Source organism: Pseudoalteromonas sp. 20-MNA-CIBAN-0454 (genome assembly GCF_040308685.1).
Taxonomy (GTDB): domain Bacteria; phylum Pseudomonadota; class Gammaproteobacteria; order Enterobacterales; family Alteromonadaceae; genus Pseudoalteromonas; species Pseudoalteromonas nigrifaciens.
The window spans coordinates 59,811-76,163 of record NZ_JBEOOB010000007.1 but is presented as its reverse complement, the minus strand read 5'-3'; the positions used below and the strand labels follow the sequence as shown (position 1 = coordinate 76,163).

The window sequence follows — 16,353 nt, the reverse complement described above, 5'->3', positions numbered from 1 at the left end:
TATTTAGCCTTTGGCTGCTAATTTAAATAAAGAGTAAAAGTTCTCTGTAGTCGCTTTTGCCAGCTCGTTAAAGCTAATTCCCTTTAATTCACTAATGTAATAAGCCACATCTTCTACATATGCTGGCTGATTAGTTTTTCCGCGATACGGTACTGGTGCTAAATATGGAGAGTCGGTTTCTATTAACAAGCGATCGAGCGGTATTTGTTTTACCACTTCTTTTAACTCTACGGCATTTTTGAAGGTAACAATGCCCGAAATCGAAATATAAAAGCCCATATCAATGGCTTTTTTAGCCATATCCCAATCTTCAGTAAAACAATGTAGTACACCACCACAATTTTCGGCGTTATGCTGTTTCATTAAATTAATGGTATCGCTACGAGCGTCACGAGTATGAATAATTAATGGCTTTTGTAGTTGATTTGCTACTTCTATATGACCTACAAAGCTTGCCTGTTGTACGGCATGCGTGTCTTTTGCGTAGTAGTAATCAAGTCCTGTTTCACCAATGGCGACGACTTTATCGTGCGACGCTAAATCGATTAATTGTTGCTTATTAAGCGCATCTTTTTGATCAAGTGGATGTACGCCACACGAAGCTGACACATCATCATAATGCTTAATTTTATCAAGCATATTCGGGAATTGATCAAGTGTTACGCTTACACATAAAAAGTGTTCAACCTTTTTTGCACGCGCTTTATCAAGCACTTGGTCAAGGTTTAAATCGAGCTTATCAAAATCAAGGCGGTCTAAATGGCAATGAGAATCTACAATCATGGTACTACTTACATGGTATAAGTTGGATTACCGGAGTTTAACATAGTCCCCAGTAGTTTTTCGATCTTGGCGTTTAGGTTTGTTTTATCATCTAAAAAACTAATACCTATGCCAGGCGGGTTAGAGCTTTGCGCTCCTTGTGGTGTGATCCACGACACTTTCCCGGTCACAACGTCATCCTCTAACGCATCTGGAAGGGTAACTCGTAAAGCGAGTGAATGCCCTACTTCGTAACGCATATTAGTGCGTACAAATAAGCCGCCTTTTTTTAAATAAGGCATATAACAGCAATATAATTCATCTAAATCGTCTATATCTACTAATAGCTCTTGCATGCTCAGTCCTTTAATTATTTCGCAGTACGGACGCTAATCTCGATACTGCTAGCGGTAAATTTAGCCCGAGTATTTTGGTATTATTTTGTAAAAACTCGTTTAGAGCATGTTGCACATTTTGATAAGCGTCAAAGCTCATGCCTTGCATAAGCTGTTGTTTTAATTGCTCGCTTAAAAACAACGTAAATATACGAATAAGCTCAGGCTGTTTATTTATTATTGCTATTAACTCAGTAAAATTATGACTTTGTTTAAACTCAGTTGCAAATTTATAAAGTGTATTTATATTTTTTAGCTGATTTTGCTCTTGCCAGTATTTAACTTGCAGTGGTTGGCTGTAAAACAGCGGCAACCAGGTGTAATTAGTTATTTCTAGTGATTCTAACCATTGCTGAGCAAGTGCTAAGTTTGTTACTTTTACATCCGTTTTTGCACAGCGACTTAAAACAGTGGCTGGCAATTGTGTAGTTTGACTGGTTGTGAGAATTAAAAACCGGCTTTGACTTGGCTCTTCTAGCGTTTTTAATAACGCATTTGCAGCAGCGGTAGTCATTTTTTCGCAGTTTTCGATAATAGCGACTTTATTACCATTTTGCGCTGCCGAATGATGCATAAAATCACTAATACCACGTATATCGTCTACGCCAATACTCTGCCCATCAACTTGCGTTAAGCGCTTATCAGGGTGAGTACCTGCCTTTATTAATAAACAACTTTTACACTGTCCACAAGCCGATAATACACTTTTTTTTGCCGCAACTTGCTCGGCTATATTGTTGCACAACAATGCATTTGCTAACTGGTTTGCAAAAGCAAACTTGCCAACACCAATAGGACCACTAAACAACTGCGCATGATGAAAGCGCTGTGCTTTAAAACTTTGTGTTAAGCGTTGCTCTATATCGTGTAGCCAAGGCAGTCTCATATTATTTTTGCTCTGCAAAAAATGTGCGTAATACATTCGTTATATCACGATGTACGTGCTCAATGCTTTGGTTTGCGTCAACAGTTTTAATGGAGTTGTCGTCATTAGCAAGTTCTAAGTAACGCATCCGTGTACGCTGAAAAAACTCAATCGCTTCTTGTTCTATTCTGTCTAATTCGCCTCGACCTTTAGCGCGTTCAAGGCCAATAACCGGATCAATATCTAAGTAAATGGTTAAATCGGGTTTTAGCCCTTTTAATACCATGGAAGAAAGTGATGCAAGTGTATTAGCACTAATACCACGCCCACCACCCTGATACGCCTGCGATGACAAGTCATGACGATCGGCAAGTACCCATTGCCCTTGCTCAAGTGCTGGGTTAATAACATTATGCATTAGCTGCGAGCGTGCAGCGTACATAATTAATAACTCAGTTTCGAACGCTATTTCTTCGTCATGTTGTGCTTTTACTAATGTACGTAACGACTCAGCAAGCGGCGTACCACCGGGTTCACGCACATTAATAAAATCAATTTTTTTGCTGTTTAAAAACGACTGGCACAAAGCAATAGCGGTAGATTTACCGGCCCCTTCTAACCCTTCGATTACTATAAATTTAGGTTTCATAAAAAATTAGTTCTTTTTGTTTAATATATACGTTTTAACTGCCGCATTGTGTTGCTTCAATGTGGTTGAAAATTGATGACTGCCATCACCTTTTGAAACAAAGTAAACATACTCAGTTGTGGGTGGATTAACCGCGGCTAAAATAGCTGCCTTTGATGGCATGGCAATGGGTGTTGGCGGCAGGCCATTAATACGATAGGTGTTATAGGGCGTGTAGTTACGCAAGTCTTTGCGTTTAATATCGCCGTCAAAGCTCTCCCCAATGCCGTAAATTACGGTTGGATCTGTTTGTAGACGCATATTAGTATTTAGTCTGTTTACAAATGCAGAGGCGATTAATGGCCGCTCAGTGGCAAGGCCCGTTTCTTTTTCAATAATGGAGGCCATTATCAGTGCTTCGTACGCTGTTTTATAGGGTAAATTTTGTGCACGCTGCTGCCAAGCAGTATCAAGGGTTTGCTGCATTTTTTGGGCGGCGCGTTTTAGCACACTGCTAATTGTGTCGTTATTATGATAGTGATAGGTTTCGGGAAATAACCAGCCTTCTAAGTGCATATCACTGCCAAGTATTTGCTGACTTAGTTGCTGCTCTTTTAAATCATTTTTTAAGTTATTGGCATTTTTAATAGCGGCTAATACTTCGCGCAGCGCTTGGCCTTCAATAATTGTAAAACTAAAGCTAACTTGTTGGCCATTATTTATTTTTTTTATATTGCTAATAACACTATCACTATTAAGTGCGTAAAGCCCCGTTTTTAAATCTGTGAGTGTTGGGTCTAGTTTAGCAAGTAATTGGTAACGCCAGCAGTTTTCTACCCAGTTATTGGCTTGCCATTGCTTACATAACTGATTAAAGCCAGTACCTTTTTTCACTTCAAATTGGGTGTTATTCGCTACTTTTAATGGGCTATGGAGCGTTGCTTGTAATTGCTGATAACCAAAAACACTGGTAATTATAGCTAATAATAATACCGATAAAGTAACTTTTAACACTTAGCCTCCTTGGCTAATAATTTATTTAATAATAACTGGCTATGCACAATATCAAAGCTACGCTGCTCAAGACGATTAATAGGCACTACGCCCATTAAGCTATTACAGATAAAAACCGCATCTGCTTCAAGCAAGTCTGCAATACTTACGCACTTAAAATCAACGGCTAATTTATCACATAATGATTGTAGATAAACCCCCTTTATCCCGCACTCATTAAGGCTTGGGGTAAATAATTTATTTTGCTTAATAGCAATAATATTTGCTGCAGAGGCTTCTATCACATTGTTGTTATAATCAAGTACAAGCACATCGTCACAAGGTTGCGTTTGCAGCGCTTTTTTTATTAATACTTGTTCAAGGCGGTTTAGTGTTTTGAGCCCTGCAAGCAAGGGTTGTGCGGCTAGTTTAATGGGGCTGATGTTAAGGCTTATACCCTCATCTGCCAGTCTGCTGTAATTTTGAGGATACTCTAAAACACTCAATAACACGGTTACATTACAGGTTTGCGGCAAACCATAACCGCGCCCTCCTTCGCCTCGCGTTATTACAATTTTAAGCACACACAACGTATGCTCCGCTATACTTTTAGCTATGTGAGCTTCAAGTTCAGCAATATCTACTAATGGAAAACCAAGTCGTGCAGCACATTCAATTAAACGTGCTTTATGATGTGACCAATGCTCTACTTGCCCATTTACTACTTTTGCAGTTGTAAAAAAGCCATCACCATAATTTAAGCCACGATCGTACGCGCTTATAGTGCTGTTTTTAACTGTTGTAATAATAGTTTGTGTGTTTTTTTGTGTTTTTTGCATATAAAAAAAGCCCAGTTAAACAACTGAGCTCTTATAGTCTGGTCTGTTGTTTAAAAAGATTATACCTTTTTAAACAGTAACGAGCCATTAGTACCACCAAAGCCAAACGAGTTACATAGTGCAAACTCTAATTTTGCATCTCGGGCAGTGTGCGGTACATAGTCTAAATCGCACCCTTCATCTGGGTTATCAAGATTAATTGTTGGGGTAACTTTTTGATCGGTTAACGACAATATTGAAATAATCGACTCAACCGAACCAGCAGCACCTAATAAGTGACCCATCATAGATTTAGATGAACTCACCATTACGTCTTTTGCTGCACTGCCAAAAACACTTTTAACGGCCGAGGTTTCTGCTTTATCGCCTGCATGAGTCGATGTACCATGTGCGTTAATGTAACCAATTTGGTCCGCATTTACTTGCGCATCGTTTAGCGCATTTTCCATCGCTAATGCTGCGCCTGCACCATCTTCTGGTGGTGAAGTCATATGAAATGCATCACCACTCATACCAAAACCAACTAGTTCTGCGTAAATTTTTGCACCACGTGCTTTTGCGTGTTCGTATTCTTCAACAACCACAACACCCGCGCCATCTGATAATACAAAACCATCGCGGTCTTTATCCCAAGGACGCGAAGCCGCTTGTGGATCATCGTTGCGTGTTGAAAGTGCACGAGCAGCATTAAAGCCCCCCATACCAATTGGTGTACAGGCTTTTTCAGCACCGCCAGCCACCATAGCATCTGCATCGCCATACGCTATCATACGGGCAGCATGGCCAATATTATGCAAACCCGTAGTACAGGCTGTAACAATAGAAATATTAGGGCCACGTAGTCCATTCATTATTGATAAATGACCAGAAATCATATTAATAATGGTAGAAGGTACATAAAATGGGGATAACTTACGCGGTCCACTATTAAGTAGTTTTATATGGTTTTCTTCAATAAGCGTTAAACCACCAATACCTGAACCCACTGCTACGCCAATACGCGTCGCGTTTTGTTCAGTTACTTCAAGGCCTGAATCTTTAAATGCTTGGATCCCCGCGGCAATGCCGTATTGAATAAATAAATCCATTTTTTTAGCATCTTTTGCTGGCATATAAGCCGATGCATCAAAATCATTGATTAGACCCGCGAAATGCGTACCAAATTTTGATGTATCAAAGTGTGTGATAGTTTGAATACCACTTTTGCCATCTAATAAGCCCTGCCAGGTTGATTGCACATCATTACCTAGCGGCGTCAACATTCCTAAGCCAGTTACGACAACTCGACGTTTAGCCACGGTTTGCCTCCAATAAGGTGTTTTATAAGGGGATAATAATACCCAAGCAACTTCAAAGTACTCGTCCCAAATTAGATTTAAAACGCATAATACCAATAAAATCAGTGTAAATTAGATTGATGTTTAGCTTTGCTTTGAATCATATACTTTGAAGTGGTTTGGATATAGAGATTAAGGGCAGCGAATGCTGCCCTTAATATGCGATTAATTACTCAGCGTGAGCTGTAACGTAATCGATAGCAGATTGTACTGTAGTGATTTTTTCAGCTTCTTCATCAGGGATCTCAGTATCAAACTCTTCTTCAAGAGCCATTACTAATTCAACTGTATCAAGAGAATCTGCACCTAAGTCATCTACGAAAGAAGATTCATTCTTCACTTCTTCTTCTTTAACACCTAGTTGTTCGATGATAATTTTCTTTACGCGTTCTTGGATATCGCTCATTCTTCTTTCCTTTATTAAAAACGCCAATGCGTTATTTTCAGATTGCGGCGTAGTTTACGTCGCATAATTCTCTGATTCAATCTTTTGACCATAAATAATTGTCTGGTCAAACCTCTTGAGTGTACGTTTCGTCTTTTATCGCTTATTTTAACCACGATTTCAAGTATGTTTAAAGCAAGATTGCCAATAATTCAATCTTTTTTGGCAATTTAATTACTTATATTTAATTACTTTCTTTGCACATAGGCTATTAAACCATGTACATCGCACCATTTACATGCAAAGTTTCACCCGATACATACGCAGCCGCATCTGACGCTAGGTAACATACAGCAGCAGCAATTTCATCTGGTTGCCCTAAACGCCCTGCTGGTACATTTGCCAGTGTGGCTGCTTTTTGCTCATCCGTAAGACCATCAGTCATATCGGTTTGAATAAAACCAGGCGCAACTACGTTTACCGTAATACCACGCGACGCTACTTCGCGTGCTAGTGACTTAGAAAAGCCAATAACACCGGCTTTAGCCGCTGCATAGTTAGCTTGCCCAGCATTACCCATAGTGCCCACTACTGAGCCAATATTGATAATACGACCGTTCTTTTTCTTCATCATTGGGCGTAATACTGCCTTAGATAAACGGAATATAGAACTTAAGTTAGTGTCGATAATATCATCCCACTCACTTTCTTTCATGCGCATTAATAAATTATCGCGAGTGATGCCGGCATTATTTACCAATACGTCAACATCGCCAAAATCAGCTTTAATCGCCGCCAATGTCGCCTCAATAGATGCAGGATCAGTTACGTTTAACGCATAGCCTTTACCGCTTTCACCTAAATACTCGCTAATTTTAGCAGCGCCCGACTCACTGGTTGCCGTACCCGCTACTTTTGCGCCTTGGGCAACTAAAGTAGTTGCAATGGCTTTACCAATACCACGGCTAGCGCCCGTGATCAGGACAACTTTGCCCGCTAATGAAAATAAATTAGTCATATTTTATACTCTTATTTTGCAGCATCAATTGAGGCACAGTCGTTAACTGAACCACAGATCATTGCTTTATCAATTCGTTTTGCAAGGCCAGTTAATACTTTGCCTGGGCCAAATTCGTAGCTTTGCGTTATACCTTGTGCAACTAATGCTTGTACTGTTTCAGTCCAGCGTACTGGGCTGTATAACTGGCGTACTAATGCGTCTTTAATTGCATCAGCTGACGTTTCAGCTTTTACATCAACATTATTAATAACAGCGCATTTAGGCGCGTTAAATGTTAACGCAGCTAAATCAATAGCTAGCTTTTCAGCGGCCGGCTTCATTAGCTCACAATGCGATGGTACGCTAACAGCAAGTGGCAATGCACGTTTTGCACCTGCATCTTTACACGCTTGAGAAGCGCGATCTACAGCCGCTTTATGGCCTGCAATAACAACTTGCCCAGGAGAATTATAATTTACAGGAGAAACCACTTCACCCTGCGCTGCAGCGGCGCAAGCCGCTTTGGTTTCATCGTCGCCTAAGCCAATAATAGCAGCCATTGAACCCACACCTGCAGGTACGGCTTCTTGCATATATAAACCACGGTTTTCTACTAGCTTTACCGCTTCACTCAAGCTTATTACTTCGCTACATACTAATGCTGAGTACTCACCTAAGCTGTGTCCAGCCATAACAACATCTGCATCTGGGTTAGCTGCTAACCAGTCACGGTAAATAGCAACACTGGCTGTTAATAATGCAGGTTGAGTGCGGTGAGTTTGATTTAGCTTTTCTTCTGGGCCATTAAGAACCAGTTCTGCTAGGTCATATCCTAACGCCGCTGACGCTTCGCTAAAAGTTGCTTTAACAATGTCTGAGCTTTGGAGTAACTCAGTTAACATGCCAACACTTTGTGAGCCTTGACCTGGAAATAGAATTGCAATTTGTTGTGCCATATTTTGCTCTTTTTAATTAAACAAATAAATAATGTTATAAACACGGCAACTCAATTACTACTCGTTCACCGTGTCTTTAGAATGTATTTTTTCAAAAATTGCGGCTATTTTGTCAGGAAGTTGGCGTTCAACCTCCTTTACCGCTTCATCAATTGCTGCTTGAAATGCTTTAGCTGAGGCATTTCCATGGCTTTTAACCACAATACCGCGCAATCCTACCAGACTTGCACCGTTATACTGGTCGGGGTTCACCCTTTTATAGAGTTTTTTTATTATAGGACTCAGCATAAACGCCATGCATTTATATACGAGGTGCTTTTCAAGCGCGGCGGTAAACTTATTCATTATAAGTTTTGCAATCCCTTCACAGGTTTTAAGCGCCACATTACCCACAAAGCCTTCGCATACAATAACATCGGCTTTTCCGGTAAATATATCGCTACCTTCACTGTAACCAATATAGTTGATTAAAGGGCTTTGCTGCATTAATTGTGCAGCTTGCTTAATATCTTCATGGCCTTTGATATCTTCAGAGCCAATATTTAATAAACTTACTTTGGGATTATCGCAGCCAAGTGCTTGCCCTGCGACTACCGACCCCATAATGCCAAATTGATATAAGGTTTGCGCATCGCAATGTACGTTAGCACCCAGATCGAGTAAATAAACAGGGTTTTTTCGCTCTGTAGGTACCGCAGAAATAAGTGCTGGACGTTTTACACCAGGAAGCATTTTTAACACGTAATGTGCCATAAAGAATAACGCGCCAGTATTACCTGAACTTACGCATGCTTGAGCCTCGCCCGATTTAACTAAGTTAAGGGCAACGCGCATAGATGAATCTTTTTTGGAGCGTACAGCAACACCGGGCTTACATGCATTTGTAACAACTTCGCTACAGTGGCGAATAATAAGTCGAGGGTGTGCTAGTGAATCGAGTGATTCGAGTTGTTTTGATATGACTTGCTCATTACCGCATAAAATTAGCGTTAAATTAGCATGAGCATTTACCGCGTTAACGGCAGCGGGGATAGATGAACGGGGGCCGTAATCGCCCCCCATCATATCTAACGCTATGGTTAGATTATTCAGCATAAAGAAATCTCTTATTTAGAAATTACTTGAACGCCTTTGTAGTAACCATCTGCAGTCACATGGTGGCGACGATGAGTCTCACCAGATGTTTGATCTACAGTTAAGCTTGGACCACTAATCGCATCGTGTGAACGGCGCATGCCGCGTCTTGCACGAGACTTTTTGCTTTTTTGTACAGCCATAGTCTTCTCCTAAGAATCTTTCTTAAGTTGTTTCAAAATATCAAATGGATTAGGTTTCTCATCTTCCGCCTTTAAAACACCAAAGCTGGCAGGCTTTGCTGAATAACTGCATGAAGCTTCGTTGTGGGTAGAGACTAATGGAACTGCTAAAATTAATTCGTCTTCAATTAAATTAAAAACGTTAATTTCACCATTTTCATCAAGCGCTACTTCATCGTAGTCTTCTGGAAAAATGTCTGATTCTGTTTCATCACCAACTGGTGAATAAACAAAATCTTGCACCAAATCCAACCCTAAATCACCATTACAACGTTGACAAGTGACAGTTACGTGTGTGGACAAATTGCCTCTAATCACAACAAAACCTTGGTCGTCGTTTTTGCAATGAATTTTTACCGCTATTTCACCTACTTCTTCCTGCACAACTTCTCGTAAACGAGTTAGTTTCTCAAGCGGTACAATGCCGTCATACTTTAAACGGTGTTGCGCTGCTTTGCCTGGATGAAGAGTGATGGGAATTTTCACCTTTTGCATAGGGGCTGCATCATATAGATAGTTAGTTGGTTAGTCAAAGTAAAAAACCATATTTACGTGGTTTTTCACGTGTTTTACTCACAGATCTGATTTATCCTAACTCAATCTGATTTTGGTTAGGAAAACAATCTATGAAGTACCCACTTATATTAGCCTCAAGCTCACCCTTTAGGCAGTCTTTATTACAAAAATTCAATCTACCATTCGATACATTTTCACCGAATGTTGACGAGTCAGCATTAAACAATGAAACCCCTGCACAACTAGTTAAGCGTTTAAGTGAATTAAAAGCCCGCGCAGCTAGTAAACACTTTAGTAAAGGCTTAGTGATTGGCTCAGATCAGGTTGCTGTATTTAATGAGCAAATTTTAGGTAAACCTCATAATAAACACAATGCCGTAAAGCAGTTATCCCTTTTTAGCGGCCATAGTGTAACATTTTTAACTGGCCTGTGCGTTTACGATCTTACATCTGGGGAGAGTAAAACCTGCATTGAACCATTTAATGTTACTTTCAAAACACTCACTGATGCGCAAATAAGTGCTTATTGCGATGCTGAGCAGCCCTATAATTGCGCAGGCAGTTTTAAAAGTGAAGGCCTAGGGATTTGTTTATTTGAAAAATTAACTGGAGACGATCCCAACAGTTTAATTGGTTTACCACTGATCAAACTCAGCCAATTATTAGCTGAGTTTGGCCTTGATGTGCTAAGTGCGCAATCAAATACCCCCCTTAGTTAATGCTCAGGCAGCAATAACTGTTGCAACTGCTGATAACTATCAACAGTTGCAATCGGGTTAAACTCGCTAAGTTGCTTTGCGTTATGTACACCCATAGTGACACCTATGCTATCCATACCCGCGGCTTGCGCCATTGCCATATCAATTTTTGTATCGCCAATCATAACCGCTTCATCGGCGCTTATGCCAAGCTCTGCTAATAATTGAAACAACATATCCGGCGATGGCTTAGAGCTTGCGTCATCACTACTACGCGTTGCACTAAAATAATGCCCTAACTCACTTTGATGTAATAAACGATCGAGTCCTGCGCGCCCTTTACCTGTTGCCACGGCTAAAATAATGCCACTGTGCTGTAGTGCTAATAGCACTTTTTCTACATCGGCAAATAATGGTGTAGCCGTAGTATCTGTTTGGTAATGCTGCTTATATCCACTAATTAACGCTTGGTGCTGCGCTCTATGCAGCGGAAATAATACCGCAATGGCTTTATCAAGCGACAAACCTATAATGCTTTTTGTTGCTTCATTGCTTGGCGGTTCTATATTTAACGCAACGGCACTGCTGCGAATACAATTAACTATTTTAGTTATTGAATCCATTACTGTGCCGTCCCAATCAAAAATAACCAGCTTGTACTTTTTGAGCGAACTGACTGCTATCACGTTTTATTAGCACGCAATTTAACTAAGCAATTAGCCAGTGCTTTATCAAGCGGTGCTTCTACGCGCATGGTTGTTTCGTTTTTAGGATGATAAAAAGTTAAGTCATGAGCATGTAAAAACAAACGATTTAACCCAGTTTTACGCATCGAATTATCAAACTCTTCATCGCCATATTTATCATCACACGCAATGGGATGCCCTTTGCATTGTGTATGCACACGTATTTGGTGAGTACGCCCGGTAACCGGTGACGCCTGCACTAACGAGCACTCGTTAAAGCGCTCAAGCACTTTAAAGCGGGTATGTGAGGGTTTACCTTCAGTGTTATCTACACGCACTACGCGCTCCCCAGACTTAAGCGTATTTTTACGCAGCCCTTCGGTAACATTTTTAGTTTTAGAGTCCCATTGGCCATCAACTAGCGCCCAATAGTTTTTTTCCATGGTTTTTTCACGTAACTGCTCATGTAAAGCAGTCAGTACTGAACGGCGCTTAGCAATTAATAAACACCCCGACGTATCGCGATCTAGTCTATGCACAAGCTCTAAACTGCGCTCTTCTGGGCGTAATACTCGCAGCGCTTCAATTAGACCATAACTTAAGCCACTACCACCATGTACCGCCATACCCGATGGTTTATTAATAACAATCAGGTATTTATCTTCAAATATAATATCATTTTCAAGGCGTGTTACTTTATCAAGTTTTGAAGGCACAAACTCTTCTCGTTCTGCCACCCTAATTGGCGCAATACGAAGAACATCTTCTAGCTGCAGTTTATATACCGGCTTAATGCGTTTTTTATTAACGCGCACCTCACCTTTACGCAAAAGTTTATAAATTGCGCTTTTAGGCACCCCTTTTAAATGGGTAATAAGAAAGTTATCAATTCGTTGACCTAAATGGTCTTCGTTGATCGTGACATAAGTTACTTGTAAGTCGTTTTTTTCTGACATTGCCTAATCACTAATTTAAGAAAAATAATTTAGTTGCTAACACAGTTATAATAGTGGGATAATCAGCAGCGCAAATATTTAGTATTTGCAAATAACAACGGTGCTTTTTAACGCAGTAATACATTCGTGATGCACATTCTGGGTAATTGATCATACAGATCCGAGTTAAGTTTTCCAAAGCTTTTATACATACCCAGTCAACACGTGCGATCAATTAGCGGCAATGCGCGTAATATATTGCCAGTTAAGTTTGAACATGAATTGATTTTTAATGCGATTGAAAAAGCAATGAACAGATAATTTGTCTGATAGTGACGACGTAAAAACGTCGTTCAGCACTTGCTCAATTGTAGTACCGTACAGCAGCTTATTTAGAACTAAAAAAATCTAATAAATAAGTCGTCATTAACATTGGCAGCGATTTTTGCTCACAAAAATGGATTTTAGTAGTACATCACATTGTATTACTCACTTACTTAACGAGCCCTATGCGCCTAAATATGAACGGCATTTAATAAGATTAGTATGACAGGCCAACTTCTGGGTATAACGTGTAACGTAGCTGAAAAGCCGACAGTTTTAGCCCTGCTATGAATTTAATAGTAATAAATACACTATTGTTTGCCTGCATTTAAAAATACTGCGTACGCAAAAAACAGAGCCGTTCCATTAAAGACCCAGTCGTGAGGCTGCACATTCTAAAAATAGGAATAACTGAACAGACGTGAAAACAGCGTCATGTCAGCGACACAAACTAGTAGAGTAACAATATGAAACGTATGCTAATCAATGCAACGCAGCAAGAAGAAATGCGCGTAGCACTGGTTGACGGCCAGCGCCTATATGATTTAGATATAGAAAGCCCAGGTCACGAACAGAAAAAAGCCAATATTTATAAAGGCAAAATCACTCGCATTGAACCATCTCTTGAAGCAGCATTTGTTGAATACGGTGCTGATCGTCATGGTTTCCTTCCTTTAAAAGAAATTGCCCGTACTTACTTCCCAGCTGGGTATACTTTCCATGGCCGTCCGAATATTCGTGACGTGATCAAAGAAGGTCAAGAAGTTATAGTACAAGTTGATAAAGAAGAGCGTGGCCAAAAAGGCGCAGCACTTACTACCTTTATCAGCGTTGCCGGTAGCTACTTAGTTTTAATGCCTAATAATCCTCGTGCTGGCGGTATATCTCGTCGCATTGAAGGTGATGAGCGTACTGAACTAAAAGAGTCACTTAGTCGTTTAGAACTTCCTAAAGGTATGGGCTTAATTGTTCGTACTGCTGGTGTTGGCAAATCGTTTGAAGAATTAAACTACGATTTAAAAGCCTTACTTGTTCATTGGGAAGCAATTGGTGTTGCAGCCGACAGTGCTAAAGCGCCGTTTTTAATACACCAAGAAAGCAATGTAATATTTCGTGCAATTCGCGACTATTTACGTCGTGATATTGGCGAAATATTAATTGATAAACCACGTGTTTTTGAAGAAGCTAAAGCGCATATTGAACGTTTTCGCCCTGACTTTATGAGCCGTGTTAAGCTTTATCAAGGTGATACGCCATTATTTACGCATTACCAAATTGAAAGCCAAATTGAGTCTGCGTTCCAGCGTGAAGTACGCTTGCCTTCAGGTGGTTCAATTGTAATTGATCCTACAGAAGCATTAACCTCTATCGATATTAACTCGTCTAAAGCAACAAAAGGCGGCGATATTGAAGAAACAGCACTTAATACTAACTTAGAAGCAGCAGATGAAATTGCACGTCAATTACGTCTTCGTGACTTAGGTGGCTTAATTGTTATCGATTTTATCGATATGACACCACCACGCCATCAGCGTGAAGTAGAAAACCGCCTAAAAGATGCTGTTCGTCCTGATCGTGCTCGTGTACAAATTGGTAAAATTTCACGCTTTGGTTTACTCGAAATGTCGCGTCAGCGTTTGCGCCCTTCATTAGGTGAAGCAAGCCAAGGCCCATGTCCACGTTGTAGTGGCCAAGGTACGATTCGTTCTAACGAATCAATTGCCCTGTCTATTTTGCGTTTAATTGAAGAAGAAGCAATTAAAGACAACACTGCACAAGTTAATGCTCAAGTGCCTGTTGCTGTTGCCGCTTATTTATTAAATGAACAGCGCCGTAGTGTTCATCGCATGGAAAAACAACATAAGTGCGACATAGTGATCATTCCTAATCAACACATGGAAACACCACACTACGAAGTAATGCGCTTACGTAAAGACGAAACGATTGAAACAGTAAGCTATGGACAAATTGTTGCTCCAGAGCCTGAAGCATTTGAAATGTCTAAGTCGCCTGTAGCACCAGTACGTGAAGAGCCAATGTTAAAAGGCGTTGTAATGCCTGCAGCACCAGCTCCACAAGCGGCTCCTGCTAACGTTGTTGCCCCTGCTGAAACTAAAGCGCAAAGCGGTTTACTGGATGCAATTGGTAAGTGGTTTAAATCTTTATTCGCCAGCGAAACCGTTGAAGTGAAAAAAGAAGAAACACAAAAACAGCAACAAGAAACGCGCGATAATACGCGTAATAACGATAATCGTCGCCGTAATAACAACAATCAGCGTCGCCGTAATAACCCTCGTTCTAAGCCACGCACTGAGCGTACTGCGGATGAAGAGGTTAAAACTAACTCTGTATCAACACCTGAAGCAGCAACGCAAACTAACGAGAACCAAGAGAGAGGCGAGAATCGCAATAAGCGTCGTCGCAATCCTAATTCACGTAAGCGCCCAGAGCCACGCACTGAAGATAAAGATGCAGTAAAAGTTGATGCACCTGCAAAAGCAGAAGCTGAAACTAAGCCAGTTCAAGCCGAAGAGCCAAAGGATCAAAAACCAAAGGTTCGTCGCCAGCGTCGTAATTTGCGTAAAAAAGTACGCCTGCAAGATGAAAATGCTGAGCAGGTACAAACAACAGATGAAACACCTGTACAAGCTACAGAAAAAGAAACACCAGTAGCCCAAGAGCAAGCACCTGTTGTAGAAAAGCAAACTCAAACAGCGGCAGAAAAAACAGCTCATATTAAAGAAGAAAAAGTTGAAGATGTTGATTCTAACGATGAAACACCTACAACCGAAGACGAGCAAGAGCAAACTCGTACACGTTCACGTCGCTCACCTCGTCATCTTCGTGCATCAGGTCAGCGTCGTCGTCGCCCTGAAGGTGAAGGCAATGAAGCTAAGTCAGATGAAGCACCGGCATTTGTTCCTGTTGCCGACCAAGCTGCTGCAGAGTATGAAGCAGAGCTTAAAGCTAAATCTGCAGCTACACCTGCGGATGCAGCGCAACAAGTTGAACAAGCCGTTGCGGTTGAAGACTTAGCCAAAGTTGAAGCTGTAGAAGAGCCAGTACAAACTGAAGAGCCAGCTAAGGTTGAAACTCCAGTAGCAGCTGAAGAGCCAGCTAAAGTTGAAACGCCAGTAGCAGCTGAAGAGCCAGCTAAAGTTGAAGCGCCAGTAGTAACTGAAGAACCAGCTAAAGTTGAAACTCCATTAGTAACTGAAGAGCCAGCTAAAGTTGAAACCCCAGTAGTTACTGAAGAGCCAACTAAAGTTGAAGCGCCAGTGGTAACTGAAGAGCCAGCTAAAGTTGAAGCGCCAGTGGTAACTGAAGAGCCAGCTAAAGTTGAAGCGCCAGTGGTAACTGAAGAGCCAACTAAAGTTGAAACTCCAGTGGTAACTGAAGAGCCAACTAAAGTTGAAGCGCCAGTGGTAACTGAAGAGCCAGCTAAAGTTGAAACTCCAGTAGTAACTGCAGCACCACATGTTAAAACAGCGATAGCTCAAGGGTCAGCAAGTGCGCCAATGGCACAGCCTACCCCTGTAGCTGATAGCGAAGTAAAACATACATCTGTTGCTATGGCTCACGATAAACGTGAACTAGTGCCAGACAGTGGTTTACGTGCGGGTTCAATCAAACCTGCTGGTCGTGCAAGTTCTACAATGACTAAAACAATGAGTGTTGATTAACAATACTCATTAAAAAGCCCCGCTAGTTAATTATT

The 16,353-nt window shown here is 40.9% G+C and carries 17 protein-coding genes; 2 read left to right on the top strand and 15 right to left on the bottom strand.

Annotated elements, in window-relative coordinates; all coding sequences use genetic code 11:
• Positions 1–3 precede the first annotated feature (3 nt).
• The 13 genes from AAEZ22_RS05105 to yceD all read right to left on the bottom strand — a co-directional run bounded on the left by AAEZ22_RS05105 (position 4) and on the right by yceD (position 9,971).
• Positions 4–783, bottom strand: coding sequence for a TatD family hydrolase (locus AAEZ22_RS05105; RefSeq protein WP_011328476.1), 780 nt, complete (start codon positions 781–783; stop codon positions 4–6).
• Between the two features lie 8 nt (positions 784–791).
• Positions 792–1,118, bottom strand: a complete 327-nt coding sequence (locus tag AAEZ22_RS05100) for a PilZ domain-containing protein (protein ID WP_011328477.1) — start codon at positions 1,116–1,118, stop codon at positions 792–794.
• A gap of 10 nt (positions 1,119–1,128) precedes the next feature.
• The gene (locus AAEZ22_RS05095) at positions 1,129–2,043 is read right to left on the bottom strand and encodes a DNA polymerase III delta subunit-related protein (RefSeq protein WP_182678855.1); all 915 of its coding nucleotides are present in this window, start codon (positions 2,041–2,043) and stop codon (positions 1,129–1,131) included.
• Between the two features lies 1 nt (position 2,044).
• On the bottom strand, positions 2,045–2,671 hold the full coding sequence (gene tmk, locus AAEZ22_RS05090; protein WP_011328479.1) for a dTMP kinase: 627 nt from the start codon (positions 2,669–2,671) through the stop codon (positions 2,045–2,047).
• A gap of 6 nt (positions 2,672–2,677) precedes the next feature.
• Positions 2,678–3,664, bottom strand: coding sequence for an endolytic transglycosylase MltG (mltG, locus tag AAEZ22_RS05085; protein WP_352296427.1), 987 nt, complete (start codon positions 3,662–3,664; stop codon positions 2,678–2,680).
• Positions 3,658–4,482, bottom strand: a complete 825-nt coding sequence (gene pabC, locus AAEZ22_RS05080; RefSeq protein WP_350552147.1) for an aminodeoxychorismate lyase — start codon at positions 4,480–4,482, stop codon at positions 3,658–3,660. The genes mltG and pabC overlap by 7 nt, the downstream gene beginning before the upstream one ends.
• Before the next feature lie 59 nt (positions 4,483–4,541).
• The gene (gene fabF / locus AAEZ22_RS05075) at positions 4,542–5,780 is read right to left on the bottom strand and encodes a beta-ketoacyl-ACP synthase II (RefSeq protein WP_011328482.1); all 1,239 of its coding nucleotides are present in this window, start codon (positions 5,778–5,780) and stop codon (positions 4,542–4,544) included.
• A gap of 208 nt (positions 5,781–5,988) precedes the next feature.
• The gene (acpP, locus tag AAEZ22_RS05070) at positions 5,989–6,225 is read right to left on the bottom strand and encodes an acyl carrier protein (RefSeq protein ID WP_006792304.1); all 237 of its coding nucleotides are present in this window, start codon (positions 6,223–6,225) and stop codon (positions 5,989–5,991) included.
• 250 nt (positions 6,226–6,475) lie between these two features.
• Positions 6,476–7,222 (bottom strand): 3-oxoacyl-ACP reductase FabG, encoded by a 747-nt coding sequence (gene fabG, locus AAEZ22_RS05065; RefSeq protein ID WP_011328483.1) that lies wholly within the window; start codon positions 7,220–7,222, stop codon positions 6,476–6,478.
• Between the two features lie 11 nt (positions 7,223–7,233).
• Positions 7,234–8,160, bottom strand: a complete 927-nt coding sequence (fabD, locus tag AAEZ22_RS05060) for an ACP S-malonyltransferase (RefSeq protein ID WP_011328484.1) — start codon at positions 8,158–8,160, stop codon at positions 7,234–7,236.
• 57 nt (positions 8,161–8,217) lie between these two features.
• Entirely contained in the window at positions 8,218–9,255 is a 1,038-nt protein-coding gene (plsX, locus tag AAEZ22_RS05055; RefSeq protein ID WP_011328485.1) for a phosphate acyltransferase PlsX, read from the bottom strand.
• A gap of 11 nt (positions 9,256–9,266) precedes the next feature.
• A complete protein-coding gene (rpmF, locus tag AAEZ22_RS05050) occupies positions 9,267–9,437 on the bottom strand; it encodes a 50S ribosomal protein L32 (protein ID WP_011328486.1) in 171 nt (56 codons plus the stop codon).
• A 9-nt stretch (positions 9,438–9,446) separates the two neighbouring features.
• Entirely contained in the window at positions 9,447–9,971 is a 525-nt protein-coding gene (gene yceD / locus AAEZ22_RS05045) for a 23S rRNA accumulation protein YceD (protein WP_011328487.1), read from the bottom strand.
• 131 nt (positions 9,972–10,102) lie between these two features.
• On the opposite strand from yceD, the gene AAEZ22_RS05040 reads away from it, so the two are divergent.
• Positions 10,103–10,711 (top strand): Maf family protein, encoded by a 609-nt coding sequence (locus AAEZ22_RS05040; RefSeq protein ID WP_058373622.1) that lies wholly within the window; start codon positions 10,103–10,105, stop codon positions 10,709–10,711.
• On the opposite strand, the gene AAEZ22_RS05035 is transcribed toward AAEZ22_RS05040, so the two are convergent.
• Entirely contained in the window at positions 10,708–11,376 is a 669-nt protein-coding gene (locus AAEZ22_RS05035) for an HAD-IA family hydrolase (RefSeq protein WP_182683383.1), read from the bottom strand. The genes AAEZ22_RS05040 and AAEZ22_RS05035 overlap by 4 nt on opposite strands.
• Positions 11,373–12,332, bottom strand: a complete 960-nt coding sequence (gene rluC / locus AAEZ22_RS05030; RefSeq protein ID WP_011328490.1) for a 23S rRNA pseudouridine(955/2504/2580) synthase RluC — start codon at positions 12,330–12,332, stop codon at positions 11,373–11,375. The genes AAEZ22_RS05035 and rluC overlap by 4 nt, the downstream gene beginning before the upstream one ends.
• Before the next feature lie 770 nt (positions 12,333–13,102).
• On the opposite strand from rluC, the gene rne reads away from it, so the two are divergent.
• The gene (gene rne, locus AAEZ22_RS05025; RefSeq protein ID WP_352296423.1) at positions 13,103–16,318 is read left to right on the top strand and encodes a ribonuclease E; all 3,216 of its coding nucleotides are present in this window, start codon (positions 13,103–13,105) and stop codon (positions 16,316–16,318) included.
• Positions 16,319–16,353 lie beyond the last annotated feature (35 nt).